This window comes from Pseudomonas sp. S3_E10 (assembly GCF_054667615.1).
The window spans coordinates 663,609-685,393 of sequence record NZ_CP162743.1 but is presented as its reverse complement, the minus strand read 5'-3'; the positions used below and the strand labels follow the sequence as shown (position 1 = coordinate 685,393).

The following is a 21,785-nucleotide window of genomic DNA, read 5'->3' as shown; positions in this document are numbered from 1 at the left end:
ATGCCAGCCAGGCTCGTGGTGAGACCTCTGCCAGATGCATCATTGGCGAAAACCTTACTCCTGAAATCGAGCGGCACTGTGCCGCGGCAAAGTATTCCCATTTTCTGCAACAAGCCGGCATGGCGTCCAACAGCTTTGTGTTTGCTGCTGGTAAGCTCTGCGGCGAGCTTCGCTGGGAACGCCATAGCCCTGAATGATGCAAGATTATTAGGTTAAGGATCAGCATGAAACACAACGGCAGCATCTTTTTAAGCGGTCAAAAAAGCCCCGCGATTTTTTTTACGGAGATGTCGAATGATGGCAATGTGCCTGTAACGATCAGGGAGTACATAGCCTGATGCAAGTGCATTCTGCGGGTCCTACGGCAATGCTGGTCAACTTATGGCGCTACCGACAACTTATCTGGGCTTCAGCCAAGCGAGAAGTGCTCGGGCGGTACCGCGGGTCGGCCTTGGGGTTGCTCTGGTCGTTCTTCAATCCCGTGTTCATGCTAGTTGTGTACACCTTTGTTTTCAGCGTGGTGTTCAAGGCCCGATGGAGCAGCGGCAGTGATTCAAAAGCTGAATTTGCCTTGGTGTTGTTTGCCGGGTTGATGGTCTTCAACCTGTTCTCCGAGTGCATAAATCGCGCGCCGGGCCTTATTCTTTCCAACGTCAACTACGTCAAGAAAGTGGTGTTTCCGCTGGAAATCCTGCCCTTCGTCACGCTGCTGTCGGCGCTGTTTCACATGGGCGTCAGCTTGGTGGTGTGGTTGCTGGCCTATGTGATCCTGATCGGGCCGCCTCACCTGACCGTGCTTTATCTACCGCTCATCCTGCTACCGCTGGCGTTGTTGATCATGGGGCTGAGTTGGGCGCTGGCATCGCTTGGCGTGTATCTGCGGGATGTCTCGCAGCTCATTGGCGTGGTCACGATGTCGCTGATGTTTTTAAGTCCGATTTTTTATCCAGTCACGGCACTGCCGCAAACCTATCGCTATCTGCTCTACCTCAATCCGCTCACTACCGTCATCGAGCAGGCCAGGGCGGTACTTTACTTCGGAGCGTCGCCGGACTTTGCCCTCTTGGCGGCCTATTTGGCGGCTACCTGCCTTGTTGCCTGGTTGGGCTTTGCCTGGTTCCAGAAAACACGCAAGGGGTTTGCTGATGTCCTCTGAAGTTGCCATTAAGGTCGAGAACCTTAGCAAGTGCTACCACATCTACGACCAGCCTCGCGACCGGCTCAGGCAGTTTGTGCTCCCTCCCGTACAGCGCACGCTCGGTATGCGTTCGCGCCAGTATTATCGAGAGTTCTGGGCGCTCAGAGGGGTGAATTTTGAGGTAAAAAAAGGAGAAACCGTCGGAATAGTCGGCCGTAATGGCAGTGGCAAGTCGACGCTCCTGCAAATGATCTGCGGCACGCTCAACCCGACTGACGGCAGCATTCAAACCCAGGGGCGAGTTGCCGCGTTACTGGAGTTGGGGGCGGGTTTCAATCCGGAGTTTACCGGGCGTGAGAACGTCTATCTGAACGCGGCGATATTGGGCCTCAGCAAAGAGGAAACCGATCAGCGCTTTGACGATATCGCGGCTTTTGCCGAAATCGGGACGTTTATCGAGCAACCGATCAGAAGCTATTCAAGCGGAATGATCGTACGGTTGGCGTTTGCGGTAGCCATCAACGTTGACCCGGACATTCTTATCGTTGACGAGGCGCTGTCGGTTGGCGACGAGTTGTTTCAGCGCAAATGTTTCTCACGCATAGAAACCATACGAAGCTCGGGGGCGACGATTCTATTCGTTTCTCACTCCGCATCAACAGTCGTGGGCTTATGTGACCGCGCTATCTTGTTGGACTCTGGGGAGCTGCTCGCGGTCGGAGAGCCGAAACGTATTGTCGGTAGCTACCAAAAACTCCTTTATGCGCCGGCGGCTACGCGAGAAGAGCTTCGTGAGGCAATGCGTGCCAATCGCCATGATCCGATCGGCGCCGAGCAGGAAGGTGACGCGCCGGTCGTGACGGGCAGCGCTTGCGTCAGCGAGAGCGCCGACGCCGATCAAGAGTCCTTTGATCCTGAGTTCGTACCCCAGAGTACGATCGTGTTCGAATCCCGTGGGGCGACGATCGGCGATACGCGGATCTTTACCCCTGAAGGCGTCCAGGTAAATGGGCTGGTGCGGGGGCGCACCTACCTTTTCCGTTACGACGTATCCTTCGACCAGCTTGTGACCAATGTCCGTTTTGGGATGTCGATCAGGTCATCCAGCGGAATGCCCTTGGGCGGTGGATTATCTGCCTCGAGGTCCACCGACGCGATTTTAGTGGTCGAGCCGGGCACCCGGATATCGGTCGAGTACTCCTTTAAATGTCATTTGAACCCCGGCGTGTTTTTCCTGAATGCGGGTGTGTTCGGTTGCGATGATTCGAAAGAAGAAATGGTGCTGCATCGCAAGGTTGATGTGGTCGCCTTCCGTGTATTGCCTGTCGTCGATAATCGAGCAACGGAACTGATCGATTTTGGCTTTGAATGTTCGGTGGAAATGAATGCATAGCTTGTTTGATGGTTTGCTGGTTTCGTGCCCGAATGACGGTGGACTTTTCTTGGTTCATGGGGGGAAGGCAAACCGTCTGGACTCTGCGGGTTGCACCGGCCTTGATGTCAGCGGGGCTTCCGTTCTGCTGGGGCTTCAGCCCGCCGGGTTGTCGTTGACAGGCCATCGCAATTGGTCGCTGACAGGTGACGCGAAGTTGGTCGATGACGTGCATGACGTCCTGTTTGATGGCGAGCTGTGCTACGTCGTTGGCACCACCGGAAACGAAGTTGTCTGCTTCAACGAGGCAGGCATCGAGACGCAGCGCTGGACGTTTTCTGAGCAGCCCGACTCCTGGCACCTGAACTGCTTGGCCCGCTGGAAAGACACCATCGTCTTTTCCGCCTTCGGAATGTCTGAAACAACCCGTGGATATAAAGGCAACACCCAGGGCGCCGGGTTTGTTCAGGATTTGTTCTCTGGGCAAAAATATATCGAGGGCCTGTCGCAACCCCACAGCCTGGTTCCTTACGGCAACAACCTGTTGCTTGCGAACTCCGAGACCAAGGAAATCCGTGAGTACTCGTCGGACGGCAAGCTTGTACGCGCCGCAGTCCTGGACGGGTATACGCGGGGTATCTGCGTAGTGGGTGAGCTGCTCTATGTCGGCTTGAGTTGCTCGCGCAATATCGACGAAGCTCACCTTTCGTCCGCCACGGTAGTGGCGCTGGACGTTACGACGTGGGTGGAGAAGGGGCGCATCAGTTTGGATGCCCTCGAAATCTATTCGATCGTCTCGGTACTTGATACAGAAGTGCTGCTGAATGCCTTGGGGCCGTTGAGCCAGAGTATTGTCGACCGACTGACCTCGTCGCTGCGCGACAGCAAGGGGCTGGCCGTAAGGCTGGAGCGGCGTGTCGCCGAATGTGATGAACAGTTGCAGGAGAAGGACCGTATCTGGGCGGCCCGGGTCGAGCAGGTGGTGGCTGATCATGCCGCGCTGGCCCAGCAAATTGTGATCGCCAAGGATGAGACGCTAGCGGAGCGTGTCGAGCAGATAGAAATTGATCATGTCGCGCAGATTCAGCGGTTGGCGCACGAGCGCGATGTAATGCTGACGGAAAAGGATCGGATATGGTCCGAGCGCCTCGGGCAGGTAGCAACGGAACATGTCGCAGAGGTTCAGCGAATTTCACATGAGCGGGATCTGATCCTTCAGGACAAGGATAAAGTCTGGTCGGCGCGACAAGAACATTTTGCCTACGTCGAGGCGCGGCGTACCGAAATGATGAAGCGGATTTCGCCCAACGTCAGCGTGGTAACGGTCAACTACAACGGTAAAGCGTTCTTGCGCGAGCTGATCGCGAGCCTCCTGCGCCAGACCTATCTGCCTGCAGAAATTATTGTGGTCGACAACGCCTCTCATGACGGCTCTGTAGAGTTTCTGCGTGAGGAGTTTCCCTCGGTCAAGGTCGTGCGTAGCGAAGTCAACCTCGGGTTTGCAGGCGGTAACAATCTGGGCGTGAGTGCCGCCACTTCTCCGTTGTTGGCGTTGATCAACAACGATACGGTGGTTTCCGACACGTGGCTTGAAGGGCTCGTGGCTACTTGGACGCAAGGCACCGCAGCGGGAGAGAAGGTGGGTGCCGTATCTCCTAAAATTGTTTATTTCAAACGGTTCCTGAAGATCAAGCTGCGTGCGCCGACTCAATCGCCAGGCGGTGACGATGGGCGGATGCTGGGGGTGGCAGTCGATCTATCGGAAACTGCATTTGTGGGCGTTGCCTACATAAAGCCTATCGTCGGCCAGGGTTTTTATCACGAGGAGCGCTGGCCCGAGGGCCGGGTCGTGCGTTGGACCGGCGAGACGGCCGAGTTGATGCTACCTGTAGGAGAGGCGCAACTGGGCGGGCCACTGACGCTGAGTGTCGTAGCGACTGCCATTGGGCGGCCTGAAGGCGTTTGCCTGGAAGTTGAATGCGACGGGCATTCGCTCGGCACTTGTCTCGTGCATGAAGGGTTCGCGCAGTTCCAGTTCGATGTCCCCGCCGATGTGGCAAATAACGCCGAGTGGGTTGTCAACAATGCGGGCAGCGCCCTTGATGGCCGAGGGAATGCTGCGGATATCGGGATCAATCAGCCCGATGCCGGGCAATTTGATCAGCCTCGGGAGCTGGAGGCTTTTTGCGGTTGCAGTGTGCTGATACCCCGCAAGCTGTTTATCGACCATGGCGGATTCGACGAGCGCTTCTTCATGTATTACGAAGATGCCGATCTTTCCTGGCGCATTCGCAAGGCGGGCTGGAAGCTTCTGTATGAGCCCCGTTCGGTGGTTCGTCACATTCATGCGGGAAGCAGTGGTGAATGGTCGCCGGTTTTTCGCTACCACGTGACGCGTAATTACTGGCTTAACGTTTTTAAAAATGCCGGGGCGAGCCACTTGGTGGTACAAACCGCTCGGTTTATCCGTGTGCTTGTGCGGGCAGTTCGAGTTAATAGACGTCTCGGCTTATTGTCGTGGCGCGGAAGGTCATTGAATGAGATGACGCCTCAGCAAATCGAGTTCAAGGCACTTCTGAAAGCGACGTTGATGCTTCCCGCTATTTTAGGGAAGCGTCTGCGGGTACTAATGCGAAAGGATCGCTAATGAAAATCGGCATTTACAATCGATACTGGAATACGTTTGGTGGCGGCGAAAACTACACGGGTTCGGTAGCTGAAATATTGTCCAGAGATCACGAAGTTGAGTTGATATCGATTGAACCTGTGGACTGGAGCCGTCTGGAGTCAAGGCTTCACTTGGATCTGTCCCGATGCACCATGCGGGAATGGCCGAACGAGCCATGCGAGCGATTGTCGCCCCGTTCTTCGCATTACGATTTATTCGTCAACAGCACTTACTCATCATCGCTGATGCCGCGCGCGAAGAAGTCGGCATTGATTTGTTATTTTCCACATCGTGTCGATGCCTTGTCGTCGATGCGTGGGCGAGCCGTGCAATGGGTTCGCGAACTTGTGCGCGGCAGCAAGAGAGACTTACTGCGTATCGGCCGTCGGCGAGGTGACGTCATTACGCCAGTTGCCGGGGTGTATGACGTTGAGCCTGATGGGCGTGCCTGGATCAGTGCCGAGGCTATTTTGATGGTGGCTGGCGCACAGTCCCGCCCTGTCAGGATTCCTCTGTGGCCAGAGGCCTACAACGGTATTGAAATGATTCGACTGGATGGCGAAGAGCTGCCTTGGCACATGGAAGGCAATATCCTGCACGTGCCCTGCAAGCCGAATGATAAGCGCCATAGCCGTCTTCTTTCGATTTTTTGCAAGCCGGTCGTGATGAGCGAACTGGCGCTTTCATCCGACTCTCGACAGTTGGGCGCTTGTATCGACACGCGCTCGCTCAAATGGGGAAGTGAAGGGGCTCTTAAACGACACAGTCCGCGTGATGCGCTGCGAGCTTATGACCGGATCATATCCATATCGAATTTCACGTCGGAGTGGATTGATCGGCGCTGGCAATTGCCCTCCACCGAATTGCAGCCGCCGATCGACACTAAACTCTTTGGCCTCGACGGTCCGCCTGCAAAAGAAAAAATCATTCTTACCGTCGGGCGTTTTTTTGCCGGGGGCCATAACAAGAAGCACCACGAGATCGCGAGCGCATTTATTCGCCTGCGGCAGGAAGGCGTCATTCCAGACGGCTGGCGCCTGGTATTTGTTGGCTCTCGGCATCGTGAGCACCAGATGCATCTTGATTACTTTGATCGCCTCACGGAACTGTGCGCGGGCCACCCCATTGATATTCTTCCCGACCTGCCTTTTGCTGATCTGCTGACCTACTATCGCAAGGCGTCGATATATTGGCACGGTGCTGGCTGGGGAGAGCGCGTCGAACAATTTCCGGAGCGCTTCGAGCACTTTGGCATGACCACCTGCGAGGCTATGGCTTGTGCCTGTGTTCCGGTAGTATTCGACGCGGCCGGCCAGCGGGAAATCGTCGCCAGTGAGGATCTCGGGTTTCGTTATTCGACTTACGAAATGCTGGCGACTCAAATGGGGATGTTGGTTAACGCTTCGCCTGAAATGCTGGCGCAAATCGGTGAACGAGCGCAAAAGTCCATCGAGCGCTTCGCGCGTGCCAATTTCCAGGCAAGAGTCAGGGAAGCATTTCGTGGGCTTGCGTATTAGCCACGTCGCTCGCTGATTGGCTTGTTGAACCGTTGAATGATCTGGTCGGCGCCCGGTTTATCCCAAGCGGCAAGGGTCGCAGAAGTGGGTGCGCGGTACCGTCCTGTCAGCCGATATCGTCAATGGATGCTTTGGCGTGGACGTTACCCAATGTCCCGTGAATATAAAGGAATGCGAGTACGTGAGTTCTATCCGAAATAAGCTGAGTGCCAAGGCTCCCTGGTGGCGCGCAAACGGGACTTTTCCGCTGGGGCTCCAGGTCCTGCTGGCCTGTTTAATGTGCGTAGTTCTCATCGTGTTCCTTACCGGTAAGCCTGCGAGCGCTCTGACCGCGCTTTGGGGCAATATCTATGAGGTACGCAACGCCGCAACCATCGTAGTGGTGCTCACCCTCGTTGCATTTGTCGCTACCTTTCGGCCTCATCCGGTCAATGGCGTAGTGGCGGTACTTGCAGCGTTTGTCCTCATGGCGGGGCCGGTCGCAACGTTATGGGCATTGGCCGCAAGCTTCGTTGCCGCCGCGTTGGGGTATCAGCTTATTGGGCTGAAGGCACGCGCGCAGCTTGCCCGCTCGGACCTGGCGCGTATAGCGCTGGCATTCTGGGTGGGAAAAGCGATGTTTTTGCTCATCCTCGCCGCACTCAGTTTTTTCCCGATCAATACACGTTTCATGGAAGGCGCGCTGATGGGCGCGCTGTTGCTGCTTTCTCCGATTGGGCGTGGCGAGGTCGTGCGTGTGCTGCGCGAGCTTCTCGTTTCTCGTCCAAGGCAATTGAGAGCGGTGGGGGGCTGGAAAGTTCCGCGGTTCTTCCTGCTTCTGTCCATCATGCTGTTAATTGTGGCGTCCGTGCATCCCGGGTTTGACGGGGACGCGATGACGATGCATATGCGCATCGCCCGTGAGATGCAAAGTAAGGGCATGTGGGGTTACGACGTCCGTGAGTACGTATTTGCGGTCATGCCACTCGCGCCTCAGCTTAATTTCAGCGCAATGTTCATTGCCGGGAACGTCGAGGCGGTCAAGGTTGAGCTTGTACTGCAATTTCTCGTCATGCTGGCGCTCGTCGCTACGGGCGGCGGTTTCCGTTTGCGCCCCACCGGCGTGGCCATGGCGGCGGTGTTGGCCTTTGTGCCGATGTTCGTGCGTGAGGTTTCGGGGTTGTTCATCGAGGTGACCCTGTGTGGTTTCATCCTCGCATCGGCGGTCCTGTTAACGTCTTCGCTGCGTCACAAATCCATCGAGTTGGCGTTGTTGGCGGCTCTGTGCGCGGCAGGCGCCAGTGCGACCAAGACGTTCGGCTTGCTGCTGGCGCCAGTGATCCTGGCGGTGCTGGTGGTCAATTGGCGCGAGATCGGCAAGACCACCGATCGGCTTCGTTTGTCGCTGATCCTTTTGGCTGCATTGGCGCTGGCACTGTTTTTTTACGTGGTGGCGTGGCTGAAGACCGGCAACCCACTCTTTCCGTTCTTTAACGGCGTGTTCAAATCACCCTACTGGGATCCTATCAACTTCCTGGATGGTCGTTGGGCTGGTCACCTCAGCTGGGACTTGCCCTGGAAAATGACCTTTGAATCGTCCCGCTACGAGGAATCCAGTGATGGTTCCATGGGGCTGATAATCTTGTTTTTGTTGGCCTGTGCGGGAAGTTTGGTTGCGGTGTGCCGGCGCAACCTGCTGGCGTTGGTGCCATTGGGTATCGGGGTGATCTACCTGGTTGCGGTTGGTGCCCAGGTCCAGTATCTGCGTTACTTTTTACCGGGTATGGCCCTGCTGGCGATGAGCATCGCCTACTACCTGCATATCGTTATCAAGCGGCCACAAAACGTATTGTGGATGATCATCCTCGGTTGCCTGTTTGCCGCGAATCTGTTCGGGTTGCCGGCGAGCCGCTTTGTTAACGGGATGATGCATATTCCAGCGATGAACATGCTATCGCCGAGCCCTTATCGTGGAGTGACATCGGCAAATTACGCCGAAGAAATGCTCAACGCCCACCAATACATGGGCAATATCCTCGCTGCTTCGCTGCGCAAAACCCCCACGGTATTGCTGCTGGGTTGCCCTTATGGCGCCTATTTCAAAGGTCGAACCATTTACACGACGTGGCACAACTACAGCTGGGCGAGCCGGCAATCACAGTTGCTCGATACTGCGCAATTCGCACGTTACCTGGCGGAAAACCAAGTAAGCCACATCGTTATGGATGGCTGTACGACGCCAGAAGTACGTGCGGCGCTTGGCCCGTACATCCAACAGCATTTCCCGCGAATGGCGGAGTTGTGGGGTGTGGAAATGTATGAAGTCACCCAATGATGTGCAAGGGCGGATGCACCTTGCGGAGCACGCTGCCCGCACGCTTGGCTAACGGTCAGTCTCGTACTTGCAAACGGAAAAATTATGACCATGACGAATAGTTCTCCACCCAAAGTAGCCGTGGTGATTCCTTGCTATAAGGTCAAGAACCATATTCTTGGCGTGATTGGCGGAATCGGTCCTGAAGTGGTGCGTATCTATGCTATCGACGATTGCTGCCCTGATGGTTCGGGTGATTTCATCGAGGCCAACTGCACCGATGAACGGGTGACTGTTCTACGACATTCCGAGAATCAGGGCGTTGGTGGTGCGGTGATGACGGGCTATCGAGCCGCCATTGACGAGAATATGGAAATCATTGTGAAGGTCGATGGTGATGGTCAGATGGACCCGAGCCTGATCCCTGATTTCATTGCGCCGATCCTCGCCGGTGAAGCCGATTACACCAAGGGCAATCGTTTTTTCGATTTGGAAGAAATTCGGGCAATGCCACGTATGCGCTTGTTCGGCAATGCAATGTTGTCGTTCATGACCAAGCTGTCGTCAGGTTATTGGGATCTGTTCGATCCCACCAATGGCTATACCGCTATTCATGTGACAGTGGCCAGGCACTTGCCTTTCAAAAAAATAAGTCATCGTTACTTTTTCGAAACGGACATGCTGTTTCGGCTGAACACCATCCGCGCGGTGGTGGTGGATGTGCCGATGAATGCCAAGTATGTCGACGAAGTCAGCAATCTGAAAATCTCCAAGATTGTCGGCGAGTTTCTGGTCAAGCACGTGCGCAACTTCAACAAGCGAATCTTTTACAGCTATTACCTGCGAGACATGTCTGTCGCTTCCCTGGAGTTGCCGCTGGGCCTGCTCTTTCTGGGTTTCGGGCTTTTGTACGGTGGCTACCATTGGGTGAGTTCCGCCCAGATGGGCGTGCCCACACCGGCTGGAACGGTAATGATGTCGGCGCTGCCGATTATCGCCGGCATACAGTTCCTGCTGGGGTTTATCAGTTACGACGTAGCTTCGGTTCCCGTGCGCCCCCTTCACCGGAGTATTCGCAGACCCGGCGTCAATAATGTGGGGCCGCGCGTATAAGCTGCCTTGCGATTTGCAGGGCAGGGGGCAAGTCAGGTCGGGCAGTCGGAAGACGTGCCCGCCCTGGAACTGATTACCCGGCGCCTGGCCGGCAGGTTGGCTTCATCGATTATTGAGCAGCAGTGCCATTAAGTGTTTGACCGTCATCTCGATGTCCAGATCCGACGTGTCAAGCTTGAGGGCTGGCTGTTCGGGCGCTTCGTAGGGGCTGTTGATACCCGTCATGTTCGGCAACAGACCGCTTCGCGCTTTTTTGTAGAGCCCCTTGGGGTCACGTCGCTCACAGATGTCCAGTGGCGTGTCCACAAACACCTCGATGAAGTTGTCCTCTCCGATCAATTGCCGCGCCATCTCGCGCTCGGCCCTGAAGGGGCTGATGAAGGCTGTCATTACGATCAGGCCGGCATCCATCATCAGTTTGGCGACTTCGGCCACTCTACGAATGTTCTCTACCCGATCAGCGTCGGTAAACCCCAAGTCCTTGTTCAGGCCTTGGCGAACGTTGTCACCATCCAATATGTAGGTGCGCTTGCCTTGAGCGTGGAGTTCTTTTTCCAGCGCGTTGGCAAGGGCTGACTTACCGGAGCCGGAAAGGCCGGTAAACCAGATAACTTTCGCGGTATGCCCGTTGAGCCGCTCGCGGTCTATACGGCTGATGCTCAACGCTTGGCGATGTACATTCTGGGCCCGGCGCAGGTTGTGCCGGATCATGCCGGCGGCCACGGTGGCTTGGGTAAAAGGGTCGACCAGGATGAAGCCACCCAGCGTCTGCGATTGTGCATAGGGCGCAAATACCAGCGGCTTACTGAGGGCCAGGTTCGCCACGACAATGTCATTGAGCCTGAGTTGTCGGCACGCTTCGTGTGCTTGAGTGTTTACATTCACCCGGAACTTCAAGGTGGTGATGCTGGCAGCGGCCCACTGGGTGGCGAGCTTCAGATCATAAGTCCGGCTGATCAGCCCTGCTTCGTCGGCCATCCATACCAGCGTGGCTTCGAATTGATCCGTCATTTCCAACGGCTGATCTGCCCGCGCGATCACATCCCCACGAGAGACGTCCACGTCCTGATCCAGCACCAGCGTTATCGCATCCCCAGCACTGGCTTTGGGCTGGTCGCCATCAACGGTTAAAAGCCGCGCGATTTTTGCGGTTTGCCCTGAGGCGGTAATGCGTACCTGGTCACCCAGGGCCAGTTCACCGGATGCAAGTGTGCCGCTGAAGCCCCGGAAATCGGCATTGGGGCGGTTGACCCATTGCACTGGAAACACCGTTTTATCGCCGCTGGAGCGCGGGGCCTCGATGGTTTCCAGGTGGCTGATCAAGGTTGGGCCCGTGTACCAGGGCGTGTTGGCTGACCGAGTGGTGATGTTGTCGCCCTTGAGCGCCGATAACGGAATGGCCGTCAGGGTTTGAAAGCCCAGTGATTCGGCCACCGTTTGGAAGGTCGCCCGGATTGTGTCAAAGACCTGCCGGTCGTAAGCCACGAGATCCATCTTGTTAATGGCCAAAATGATGTGGCGGATACCTAGCAGCGACGCCAGGTAGGCATGCCGTCGAGTCTGGGTGAGCACGCCTCGTTGAGCATCGACCAACAACACCGCAACATCGGCGGTTGAGGCGCCTGTGACCATGTTACGGGTGTACTGCTCATGCCCCGGGGTGTCGGCGACGATGAACTTGCGCCGAGGCGTCGAGAAAAAGCGATAGGCCACATCGATGGTAATACCTTGTTCACGCTCGGCAGTCAGCCCGTCGACGAGGAGTGCGAAGTCCAGCTCATTGCCCTGCGTACCATGGCGTTTGGAGTCGATCTGCAGGTCACGTAGCTGGTCGTCGAAGACGTGCCGGGATTCCCAGAGCAGGCGGCCAATCAGCGTACTCTTGCCGTCGTCCACGTTGCCGCAGGTAATGAAGCGCAGCAAGTCTTGATGGCGCTGCTGCTCGAAGAGGTCAGCCAGGCTCAGTGTGTGTGGCGCGGGTTGAGGCTTGCGCAGGCGCGATTTGATAGTAGGCATATTCAGACTGACTCGGGTTGAGCAGGCAGCGCGGAACATGCAGCCAATTGCTTGGCCAGTTCCCGTGCAAGCTGCTGTGCGTGTACGCGCAATTCAGGTACGGCGATGGCTTCCCAGTGGCGCGCCTTGAGCATCGGGCCCACGTACCACAACCCCTTTACTGCATGCCCCTGCGCACCGATGAGTTGATATCGGTCATTGATCTGGAGGCCCAAGCCGCAAGGGGAAGGGGTCAGCAGTTGGTCTGCGACCAGTTGTTGAAACAAGCGCTGCGATCTCGGGCCAATCGCCATACTCGGGCCGGTGCAATTGACGATCGCTGTCACCGCAAGTGTTTGCGCGGCGTGTTGGCCCCGTGGCCTGAGTTCAATGCTCAGCTCACCAGCGGCGCAAACGTGCATGGCCAATAGTCGTGCCGGCAGCACCTGCACCTTCTGTGTCTGGAGCAGAGCGTTCAGGCGGTCGGCGGCCTGCGGCGCCAGGCGATGGCGATGCACGTCCCAGAAGGCCACCGCATGGCGTAGGAACCGCCGCCGTTCGACCAGCGATAGTGCTTGCCAGAGCCGTGGCGTGTGGGGGCGAAGCTGGTTGAGTACATCACGCCAGTCCCCCCCTGAGTCGGCGTGGCGCGCGACCTCTTGCCGCAGTCGGCGCAGCAGCGTGCGCATACGCAATGGCGCCTCACCCAGGTATTCCGGGTACTGGCCAACGGGGGGCGGGTTGGGGTTCAGTCGATGAGGTTGAGGCAAAAGCCCATGCCGTGAAAGCATCGTGATCATGCGCGGTTGAGCTTGCTGCGTCAGATGAAAGAGCGCGTCCACTGCGGTGTGGCCGGTTCCGATAATCAGAACGGATGCGTCGGGCGCAAGCCGGTTCATGCTGTCGAAGTCCCAGGCGTCTATCACGAAAGCACGCGTCTTCTCGTCCAGTGCCAGTGGGAAGCGTGGCAACTGATGCCCCATGGCCAGGACCACATGCGCGGCAATAAAGCAGTGTCCTGACGCGAGATTGACCGTGAACCCGTCTTTGGCCGGGAGCGCGTGAACCTCGTCGACTTCCCCCTCCACCGCATGAAAGCGCTCGGGGTGTGCTGAAACCGCTGTGTGCAGGCATTGCTCCAGGTAGCGTCCGTAGAGGCGGCGCGATACAAAGCTGCCTGGGTTGATCGAGGGGTCAATGCCCTGGCAGAACTCGACGAAGTGCGAGGGTGTCTCGGCAAACGCGCTCATATTGCCGGCAGGCACATTCAGAATCTGATTGTCGTCGTTGCTGCGATAGGCAAGGCCACGACCCAGTGCCGATGCGGGGTTGACCAGCGTGATCGAGAGGCTTTGACCGGCGGTGGCGTGCAATAGATGAATCGCAGTGAGCGTGCCACTGAATCCCCCGCCGACGATGAGTATTGAAGTCGAATGTGTGGGCATCAAAAGTATCCCTCCTTTTTTTCTTCTCCATGGAGCCGGCGCTGTCGGCATCAATCACGCGGCCCTGGCGCTCGGACTGTCGGGTGTTGGCAACTTCCAGCAGGATGTCTTCCAGGGTTTGCGCATCAGACTCTATCGCGCCGGTGAGGGGGTAGCAGCCCAGCGTTCGAAAGCGCACTTTCTTGATCTGAATGTCCTCGCCCGGTAACAGCCGACACCGGTCATCGTCTACCATCATGGTCATTTCGGGCCGCACCACCACTGGCCGAGGCTGTGCAAAATAGAGCGGTACAACCGGGATTTTTTCCTGGTAGATGTATTGCCAGATGTCGAGTTCGGTCCAGTTGGAAAGCGGGAAAACCCGGATACTCTCACCCTGTTTTTTACGGGTGTTGTACAGGTTCCAGAGCTCCGGGCGCTGATTCTTCGGGTCCCAGCAGTGAGTGGCGCTGCGGAAGGAAAAAAACCGCTCCTTGGCGCGGGACTTTTCTTCATCGCGACGGGCACCACCAAAAACCACATCGAATTTGTAATGGTCCAGCGCTTGTTTGAGGCCCTCTGTCTTCCAGATATCGGTATGCAGGGCCGAGCCGTGGTCGAAGGGGTTGATGTTCTTCTCGATCGCCTGCGCGTTGGTGTGCACCAGCATCTCCATACCGGTTTCGCGCGCCATGAAATCGCGAAACAGGTACATCTCCTGGAATTTCCAGCGCGTGTCGATGTGCAGCAAAGGGAAGGGCGGCGCAGAAGGAAGGAAAGCCTTGCGCGCCAAATGCAGCAGGACGCCGCTGTCTTTGCCGATGGAGTACAGCATGGCCGGGTTTTGCGCCTCTGCGACAGCCTCGCGAATAACGTGGATGCTTTCGGCTTCCAGGCGTTTGAGGTGCGCAAAACGCTGCACCTCGGCGTGAGGGCTGGGGAGGTGCAAGTGCGCGGGGAGCACGGGTTTGAAGGTTTGTGGGCAGAAATGGATGTTGGCGTTCGGATGCATTGAACGTGTTACGCCGACCAACTGACCATGCGCAAAGAGCGCAATGGGTTTGCCCAGGTGCTGCTGAAGTGCGCCCAAGGCTTTTTGAATGACTTCATCTTCGGCGCTGGCGAGCGGTACCCAGAAGCGTGCGCCCCTGGCATCGTTGGCATGCAGTGCCGGCTTGCCGCTGGGCAGAGGGTAGAGTTGGGCAAAGAGCACACGGTCGCGCCGTTTGCGCGCCTGTTCGAGAGCCCAATGCAGAATGAGTTGGTTCGCAGGGCGATCCAGTTCGTCCCGCAGGTCGTGCTCTGACAGTTCGTTAGGAAGCAGGCCCAGCGTGTGAAGGCGTCGTTCTGCGGTGCGCTTGGTATCCGCCTCGCCCAACGCCTTGAGGTGCGCAAAGGCCCGCTCGGTATCCCAGACGTCTTCACTGTCCAAGCCGAGCAACGCGGCGTCAGCGGGTGTCGCAAAATGTGCCATTTCTAAATTGACCTGCTTATTCTGCATGTAAAAAGCAATCTACGCTTTTTTTTGAAGCAGTAAAGCAAAGTGCGACATTTTGTGCTTTTGCTGATGCAGGCATGCGGTGCCGGCAATGAGGCCCATTGAAGGCGAATGCCCGCTGCCGAGAGGGTGGATTCGACCCCCCGGCTCAATGGGGCGATCACTTACGGTGGGTTCAAACCCGACAATTTTTGCTGCAACTCAGCAATAGCTTTTTGCATCGTAGGCCAATCGAGAAAGCCGCGTCGTTCGTAATAAAGAGGTTGCTGGTGCGGAGGTTGGTCCAGTCGCTGGCGATTGACATCTTGTAAGCGCTGGACGCCATGACACAGATAATGCCCGCCCACGAATGGAAATAAGCCCAGCCAAGTTTTCCATTGAGAAGGGTATGACAGGCAAAGCCTTATGTATCGAAGCCGATCTCTCCAGGCAATAGGTTGTTGTTCAACGGGCCCATTTTCTGGAAGTGGTGATAAGACGCGGAAGAATGGCCCCTTGCAATTTCGAGCATTGTAAAGGGAGTACTGCCTGACGGTGACCGAGGTCGCACGAGTCGTCAGTAACTCCACCGCAATAGCGTGCAACAAATCATGATCAGGGTGGCCGCCTTCCCAGGCAGGCACAAAACACGACTGAAGCGTTGAATGATCATTAAAGAAACCATCCAGCCAGTCTGCAAATACGCCAACATGTTGATGTAACTGACCATCACCAATTGACAATTGTCGGCCAACAAAAAGGATGTCGGTTGTTGCAACCCCTAATGTTTGGAGGACGGCTCGCGATTCCAGATCTCGACGGTCGGAATCAGCAGTGGCAGCCCCATCGGTGACATATACACAACGGACCCAACGGCCAGCTTTCAACTCGTGCTCGATTTGATGGAATACCCCGAACTCGTCGTCCTGGTGGGCCATCAAAAATATAGAACTTGGCTTCATGTCGGTACCCGCTATCAAGGTATATCAATGGTGTCGATATTGAGGTACTTGATTTTTTCCAAGAAGGCATTGTTTTTTTCTGTCTGCTCGGTAAGGCATTTGTAGCCAAAACTTCTCGGTTCGAAAAGAAAACCTGGCACTTTGATAAAAAAGACGCCAGGCCGGTAGGCAGACAAGGTAATGACAAGTCCGGGATTGGAGGAGTACAACCCATCACTGCCGAGCAGATTGACCAAGGGTGGTTTTTTTCTAGTGAACCAACCACCGGCGGGTCTTGCCAGTTTCCATAAAGCATTCTGGTTCATCGGTTTTTTGAAAAAACGCCAAAGAAAGGGAATGCCCATGTACAAGTACAAGTTTCCATTCAGCGTCCAACCCAGGCCTTTCTCGCGTATTCTTCTGATGTTCTTATTAGGGTAGCCACAAACGATATCAATACCTTCCTCAACGAAGGATTTATACAGCCGTTTCCCAAGAATCACCGACGACCCTTTTTGGGTGCCGTCGGACATCGTGTCTGTCGAAAGAAAAACGGCGCCGTCTTCGTGGCTTAGTCGTAACCCACAGTACGCAGCCACCATGGTGCCTTCTTTGACCGAATAACAAATTCTCGAGTCGTTGAGCAAGTACTTCTGAAACACGCGGGTCGCATTGTCCTCGGAGCCTCCGAAGCATCTCTGGAATAAACGAGTCCATTGCGCAATCAGATCATTGCTATAGCTGTTACGCCTGACAATATGAATGCCATCATCCAATAAGTCACTCATGAGAAATTTCGTTCCTTTTGAAAACTATAAATTTCGATTGTGCATAACTAATGAGCACAAGAAGTACGTCGGACAGAATTTTGGCGACGACTTCCAGCGATGTGATCCATAGCATGGCAGACAGAATCAAGGCTGAAATTGGAATGTTCAGCGCCAGGAGCGTGAAATAACGTACCGCTTGCCTCGTCCGGCCCTTGGCGTCGATCACGCCAAAAGTGAAGGCTCGGTGTGCCGCGAACGAGAATAGCCCGGCTAAAACCTTGCTGATCATATTGGCAAGGAGTAAGTCCATACCGAAAATATTAAATAGCAGAAGGAATACGCTAAGGTCTGCGCCATAAGTTAGGCCCCCTACGAGCAGGTAGCGAGCGAACTGAATTAGACTTCGTTGCATTGAATTCCTGCGGATGCAGATCCGCTTGACAGTGGTGCTATCACAGGGTGCGCTTGGCGCAAGGGTTCCTTAATACATCAGTGAACCAACGCACATGGGGCTCACCTCTCTGTCAGCGGCTGGTTTTGGGCGAGTTGTCCAGAGTATCGCAGACACGTCGTAATCAATAAAGGGAAGGAGCTGAACGCATGCAGGATACGCGTATCCGCTTCACGAACCCGCGTTCAACGCACTTGGCTGCAACCGGATGCTGTGTTCCTGCTTCCCTCCTGGGCCAGTAAATCAGATGCGTCCCCACGCAAACGTCGAAAAAATCTATCTCTATCTCAGGCCTGCGGACTTCTGAAAAGTCCGTCGATGGCCTCGCCGCGCTGGCCGAGTTGGGCATTAAGGTGGCGGTGATAGCTTGTATTTTTCGTCTTCCTCAACAAGAGCAGGCATGCGTTCGGAACTAGGCCTGTTTGAGACCGCCAAGCAGCTCAACGGCCAAGAGCCTATATGTCACTGCGGGACGTACTGGAGCAGTTGCCGTATGCAATGCAGGATGGGCCGGCATCATGCCGCCCTCCCTCGCGGCCAGACCAAGTCAGAACTTGAAGTAGATAAACGGATTGAAGCCGCGCTCAACCACTGAAATGCAAGAGAGCACATACAGCACGAATACGTAGGCTCCCACAGTGACAGGCATCTTGAAGCTTCGCCTTCTCAAGCGATAGAACAGTTTGTCGCCAACAAGACAAATCAGAAAAGCAAGCGCAAGCAGGAAGATCACCTTGATATCGGCCAGGCCCATGTCGGCCGCCGTCCAAAAGGGGATAGTGGAATCCAGGCCTGTCATTGCTCGCCAGAATGAATTCATCTGAGACACGTTTTCCGCTCGGAACGGTACCCACAGCAGGGTAGCGAAAACAAACACAGGAAAACTTGCCATTCTCCACTTGTGAATTTTCAATACGCCTGCACGTTCCAGCGCTATCAGGCACCCATGCCCGAAACCCCATATTAGAAACGTATAAGCGGCACCATGCCAAAGCGCACACAGGCCAAACACAACGAACAAGTTACGGTATATCTTGAATGAAGTAGTACGGTTTCCACCAAGTGGAATATATACATAGTCGCGAAACCACCGTGACAGCGTCATATGCCAGCGCTGCCAGAACTCGGTGATGCTTTGGGCCGCGTAAGGTCGATTGAAGTTTCGAGGAAACCTGAACCCCATCATCCGCGCCATGCCTATGGCCATGTCTGTGTAACCGGAAAAGTCGAAGTAAATTTGAAAGGAATAGCAGACTGCGCCCAGCCATGCTGAATAGGTAGTAAGCACATGCCCCGGTACATGCACAGCATCGACAACAGAGCCCAATGGATCGGCTATCAGGATTTTTTTCGCAAGGCCGATTACGAAAATAACCATTCCCCAGAAAATATCACGGCTAACCAATACTCGACGTTTCACATCCAGTTGTTGCTTGACCTCAGAAAATCTAACCACGGGGCCAGCGATAAGGTGAGGGAACAGAAATATATAAATTGCGAATTTCTGAAGGCTTCTCTCGGGCAAAATTTGACGACGATAAACATCGGTCAGATAAGAAATAAAGTGAAACGTGTAAAAAGATATCCCAAGCGGTAGTGCAATCTCCCATCCACCCACTACAGACTGCGCAGGCATGCCGGTTACATCGCTGACCATCTGTGCGAAGAACAATAGATATTTAAAAAATATGAGGGGCGCAAGATTCGTAATGATGGAAATGATGAATACAATCTTTGCAAGTGCGGCTTTTTCGCTGCGCTCAAGCAATCGAGATATTACACCTGCGATAATCCAGTTAATCAGTAACAATAGCAGCGCTACTAGCGTTAAAGCTCCTGCGCCAAGCGCATAAAACGCGAAACTAGCAATCAATACAAAGCCATTCCTAAGCGACTTGGGCGCTAGGAAATATATCCCGTAAAACAAAGGGAAAAAGATAAACAGAAATGCCGGGGATGAGAAGACCATAATGCAAAGGCTCTTTTGTGATTTCTTGTATGGGCACAGACGCTATTTTTTAAACGACATCCAGTGCCCAGTAGATATATCCAATATCTGGACAATCAAATACTTGCACTTGCCACTCACCAGTTTAGGGATGTCCGAGAGTGGTCGCTCTCGATCAATTTTGGTAAATCTCTGAAAGTATTCAGAAATGCCTGACTGGACCATCCCATCACTAAAGCTATTCCCATACATGCAGGTGGCTGGCAGCAGCCCCTTGTCACTTAAATCATCAGTCTCAAATTCAAAGCCTGTAACCTTCGGATTGAGCTGTATTTTTTGATGAGTTACGGGCCAGTCGGGGACGATAAATGGTTCTGTAGCCGTGCGCGAAGAGTCTAGACGAGCAGAAAACCTGGCATCAGAGCCGACGTACGGTTTCTCTTCTATCTTTATGTCGTGATTCCATCGGTTATGGGTGCCTTCAAGCGCAGCGATTCGATTGACCACGTCTTTAGACACTGAGAGCGCAGCTGCCTCAGTCCAGTGAAAATCTTGCGTGTAGAATATTTGGTAATCATCCTTGATCGAGTTAAGGATTCCGTAGACATCTACCATGTGCAGCTGGGAGTCGACGCTAAGATCCTTATACAGCGCCATAAAATTAGTTTTTTCTGGGAGCTCCGGAGCAAAAAAAGGAAGCCTTGCACTATAGAAATAGGGCTTCTGCATCGGCATTACGACTATCACTGTAACCCCTTGCGCTTTCATTTCATCGGAAAAATATACAATACCTCGATGAATGATGTCTCTATTCGCCTGGGTTCTTAACATTGCTTCCATTGCTGGAATTCGCCGATCAACGAGGTTTCTTCCGTAGATTTCATTATCCTTTCCGAAGTACACCCTGGACGATGATCGAAAAAGCTGGTAGTCCAGTTCGTTCTTTCCCCGAATCATTAGATTGCGCAGACCTAAGTTGTCAGAAAACCACTTCTCAAAATTCGCGTAGTTTTTGTCAAGGTCAACGGGGCCGCCCACCCAAGTACTAGGAAAAGTCTGCAGTTTTCTCAGCTCTTGGACAGGCTCAACTTTAGCTGAATACCAGTCCGAAAATTTATTGAGATAATTACTACTAACTGTCGAAGTGACCCGATTGCCCTCTGTAAGCGACGGCAAGATCGCCAGCAGCGTAGGGATAAAACTAACGATAAAAACTGCACAAACTATAACCATCGACACTCTGTACCGCCAACGATTAAGCCTCGCTGTAGCTGTCTTCCGATGACTCATATCCCCAAGCGCCTTCGATTTTTGAAAGAACAATTTTTCGAGAAGGGCCGAAATCTACAGTATTTGCTTGCAACATTCCATGCCTGTCTTGCCAAGGCAACACCTGGCAGTACAGATGTGCTAACTGATCGCGCTTGGGGGCGTCGGGCTGCCGTAGCCATCACGCTAGCCTGAACGAAATGCCCCCAAGAGAAACACAGACGTTGCTATCTGTCGGTGTACTTAAGCCCGCGCTTGCGAAACGCTCACAACCCCGCTGTCTTGTGCGACATACATTGAAATAAGCAGCATTGACGGATCTTAACTTAGCGTGAAGCACAAACGCATGCGGGTAGTGCTTCAGAATTGGTCACACATACAGAGCGCACAATGCCCTATGTTCTCGTAATAGGAGACCTAAGCGAAGGTGCTCCGTCGTGAGTAAGCTACGCCCAGACCCGCCGACGCTATCGTAAAGTGTTTTGCTACCTTCAATGCGTCGCTCGAGGTGTACACAGTGTCTTGATAGAGTGGTAAAGAGCCGTATTACTTATGTTGATAAATCAAGGCGTAATGGAATAGCCGAACGCTTCGAAATCTTCCAGGTACAGATCGGAGATTAGCGCCACGGATTCATTGCAAAGGTAATCTTGGTAGTCATACGTTTTCGTATAGGTATTTGTCTTCGGGACGCGCTCTATATTAATTGATGTGTTTTCTCTCAAGAGCTCGGGAAGACCACTTATTTGCTCCAAGGGAATAACCAGGTCAACCAGAAGGTTGCCTTTATAGTCATACAGGAACGAAACCTGCTGCTGCCATTGGACGTGGCTTCTTCTTTGGATTTTATGCAGGTACGTCAAGAAACTATCGCCTGCCTCCATGCCTATGTAGTCTCGCAAGTCAGCCCTGGAGGACATGTATAGATATTGCGAAACACTTCGAGCGAATGGATTTCGGACGATTGAGAATTTGAATAGATTGTCGAATTTTTCGCGGCCAATCTGCTGCCTGATTTGCATCGCTTTCAGGTGTTGCAAACCTCCGGTCTGGAACTTGTTGTGGTACTGATCAAGAAATCCCATCCAAAGGTTTTCTTCAGTCTTCTCATGTTCTTCCCAGATGGCCGACTCGACTGATGTTCCGCCGCACTTGGGTATGTGAATGAACAGTGTGTTGTGTTTTTCCGACAGCATGGTGTCCCTTATTAATTATATGTTTGCATCCGCTGCAGTTCTTTTGTGTGCCAAACCTGCGAAAGCCCCCAGCGGGGTCAGGAATTCCGATTGCTTTTGATATCGGCTGAAATCCGCGGTTCTGAATAGCGTTGGCTGGCGCATCTTAATGCAATGTAGCTGACCTCTGAAGCCCGGCGACTGCAAAGTGGCCGCGGTATCGATGCACACCGG

General features: G+C 54.2%; 14 protein-coding genes and 1 pseudogene. 6 read left to right on the top strand and 9 right to left on the bottom strand.

What is annotated here, in order from left to right; genetic code table 11:
• Positions 1-337: 337 nt before the first annotated feature.
• The 6 genes from AB4N98_RS02775 to AB4N98_RS02750 all read left to right on the top strand — a co-directional run bounded on the left by AB4N98_RS02775 (position 338) and on the right by AB4N98_RS02750 (position 10,101).
• Entirely contained in the window at positions 338-1,156 is an 819-nt protein-coding gene (locus AB4N98_RS02775) for an ABC transporter permease (RefSeq protein WP_017526942.1), read from the top strand.
• Complete coding sequence (locus tag AB4N98_RS02770; protein WP_460149213.1) at positions 1,146-2,531, top strand: ABC transporter ATP-binding protein; 1,386 nt, start codon at positions 1,146-1,148, stop codon at positions 2,529-2,531. Before AB4N98_RS02775 ends, AB4N98_RS02770 begins: the two co-directional genes overlap by 11 nt.
• Positions 2,524-5,157 carry a glycosyltransferase gene (locus tag AB4N98_RS02765; protein WP_065878628.1) on the top strand — a complete coding sequence of 878 codons (2,634 nt, stop codon included), beginning with the start codon at positions 2,524-2,526 and terminating at the stop codon, positions 5,155-5,157. The genes AB4N98_RS02770 and AB4N98_RS02765 overlap by 8 nt, the downstream gene beginning before the upstream one ends.
• Positions 5,157-6,695 carry a glycosyltransferase family 4 protein gene (locus AB4N98_RS02760; protein ID WP_017526945.1) on the top strand — a complete coding sequence of 513 codons (1,539 nt, stop codon included), beginning with the start codon at positions 5,157-5,159 and terminating at the stop codon, positions 6,693-6,695. Before AB4N98_RS02765 ends, AB4N98_RS02760 begins: the two co-directional genes overlap by 1 nt.
• Positions 6,696-6,876: 181 nt before the next feature.
• On the top strand, positions 6,877-9,009 hold the full coding sequence (locus AB4N98_RS02755; protein WP_223271467.1) for a hypothetical protein: 2,133 nt from the start codon (positions 6,877-6,879) through the stop codon (positions 9,007-9,009).
• An 84-nt stretch (positions 9,010-9,093) separates the two neighbouring features.
• Positions 9,094-10,101, top strand: coding sequence for a glycosyltransferase family 2 protein (locus AB4N98_RS02750; RefSeq protein ID WP_017526947.1), 1,008 nt, complete (start codon positions 9,094-9,096; stop codon positions 10,099-10,101).
• Positions 10,102-10,203: 102 nt separating this feature from the next.
• Here AB4N98_RS02750 and cysN read toward each other — a convergent pair whose 3' ends face one another.
• From cysN to AB4N98_RS02705, 9 genes and pseudogenes are all read right to left on the bottom strand, one after another.
• The gene (cysN, locus tag AB4N98_RS02745; protein WP_017526948.1) at positions 10,204-12,117 is read right to left on the bottom strand and encodes a sulfate adenylyltransferase subunit CysN; all 1,914 of its coding nucleotides are present in this window, start codon (positions 12,115-12,117) and stop codon (positions 10,204-10,206) included.
• 2 nt (positions 12,118-12,119) lie between these two features.
• The gene (locus AB4N98_RS02740; protein WP_065878626.1) at positions 12,120-13,541 is read right to left on the bottom strand and encodes an FAD/NAD(P)-binding protein; all 1,422 of its coding nucleotides are present in this window, start codon (positions 13,539-13,541) and stop codon (positions 12,120-12,122) included.
• 64 nt (positions 13,542-13,605) lie between these two features.
• A pseudogene (gene cysD, locus AB4N98_RS02735) lies at positions 13,606-14,532 on the bottom strand (sulfate adenylyltransferase subunit CysD); the annotation flags it as partial.
• Between the two features lie 650 nt (positions 14,533-15,182).
• Positions 15,183-15,959, bottom strand: a complete 777-nt coding sequence (locus tag AB4N98_RS02730; protein ID WP_135196830.1) for a PIG-L deacetylase family protein — start codon at positions 15,957-15,959, stop codon at positions 15,183-15,185.
• A 14-nt stretch (positions 15,960-15,973) separates the two neighbouring features.
• The gene (locus AB4N98_RS02725) at positions 15,974-16,726 is read right to left on the bottom strand and encodes a glycosyltransferase family A protein (protein ID WP_017526952.1); all 753 of its coding nucleotides are present in this window, start codon (positions 16,724-16,726) and stop codon (positions 15,974-15,976) included.
• Positions 16,719-17,120, bottom strand: a complete 402-nt coding sequence (locus tag AB4N98_RS02720; protein WP_017526953.1) for a GtrA family protein — start codon at positions 17,118-17,120, stop codon at positions 16,719-16,721. The genes AB4N98_RS02725 and AB4N98_RS02720 overlap by 8 nt, the downstream gene beginning before the upstream one ends.
• A 586-nt stretch (positions 17,121-17,706) precedes the next feature.
• Entirely contained in the window at positions 17,707-19,128 is a 1,422-nt protein-coding gene (locus AB4N98_RS02715) for an MBOAT family O-acyltransferase (RefSeq protein ID WP_065878624.1), read from the bottom strand.
• Positions 19,129-19,170: 42 nt separating this feature from the next.
• Positions 19,171-20,340 carry an alginate O-acetyltransferase AlgX-related protein gene (locus tag AB4N98_RS02710; protein ID WP_135196845.1) on the bottom strand — a complete coding sequence of 390 codons (1,170 nt, stop codon included), beginning with the start codon at positions 20,338-20,340 and terminating at the stop codon, positions 19,171-19,173.
• Between the two features lie 599 nt (positions 20,341-20,939).
• The gene (locus AB4N98_RS02705) at positions 20,940-21,572 is read right to left on the bottom strand and encodes a sulfotransferase family 2 domain-containing protein (RefSeq protein WP_065878619.1); all 633 of its coding nucleotides are present in this window, start codon (positions 21,570-21,572) and stop codon (positions 20,940-20,942) included.
• Between the last annotated feature and the right edge of the window lie 213 nt (positions 21,573-21,785).

Bases quoted from the DNA above. Each gene is read 5' to 3' on its own strand.
- cysN (WP_017526948.1), bottom strand. From the start codon at position 12,117: ATGCCTACTATCAAATCGCGCCTGCGCAAGCCTCAACCCGCGCCACAC.
- AB4N98_RS02765 (WP_065878628.1), top strand. From the start codon at position 2,524: ATGCATAGCTTGTTTGATGGTTTGCTGGTTTCGTGCCCGAATGACGGT.
- AB4N98_RS02775 (WP_017526942.1), top strand. From the start codon at position 338: ATGCAAGTGCATTCTGCGGGTCCTACGGCAATGCTGGTCAACTTATGG.
- AB4N98_RS02730 (WP_135196830.1), bottom strand. From the start codon at position 15,959: ATGAAGCCAAGTTCTATATTTTTGATGGCCCACCAGGACGACGAGTTC.
- AB4N98_RS02740 (WP_065878626.1), bottom strand. From the start codon at position 13,541: ATGCCCACACATTCGACTTCAATACTCATCGTCGGCGGGGGATTCAGT.
- AB4N98_RS02715 (WP_065878624.1), bottom strand. From the start codon at position 19,128: ATGGTCTTCTCATCCCCGGCATTTCTGTTTATCTTTTTCCCTTTGTTT.
- AB4N98_RS02760 (WP_017526945.1), top strand. From the start codon at position 5,157: ATGAAAATCGGCATTTACAATCGATACTGGAATACGTTTGGTGGCGGC.
- AB4N98_RS02705 (WP_065878619.1), bottom strand. From the start codon at position 21,572: ATGCTGTCGGAAAAACACAACACACTGTTCATTCACATACCCAAGTGC.
- AB4N98_RS02770 (WP_460149213.1), top strand. From the start codon at position 1,146: ATGTCCTCTGAAGTTGCCATTAAGGTCGAGAACCTTAGCAAGTGCTAC.
- AB4N98_RS02720 (WP_017526953.1), bottom strand. From the start codon at position 17,120: ATGCAACGAAGTCTAATTCAGTTCGCTCGCTACCTGCTCGTAGGGGGC.
- AB4N98_RS02725 (WP_017526952.1), bottom strand. From the start codon at position 16,726: ATGAGTGACTTATTGGATGATGGCATTCATATTGTCAGGCGTAACAGC.
- AB4N98_RS02750 (WP_017526947.1), top strand. From the start codon at position 9,094: ATGACCATGACGAATAGTTCTCCACCCAAAGTAGCCGTGGTGATTCCT.
- AB4N98_RS02710 (WP_135196845.1), bottom strand. From the start codon at position 20,340: ATGGTTATAGTTTGTGCAGTTTTTATCGTTAGTTTTATCCCTACGCTG.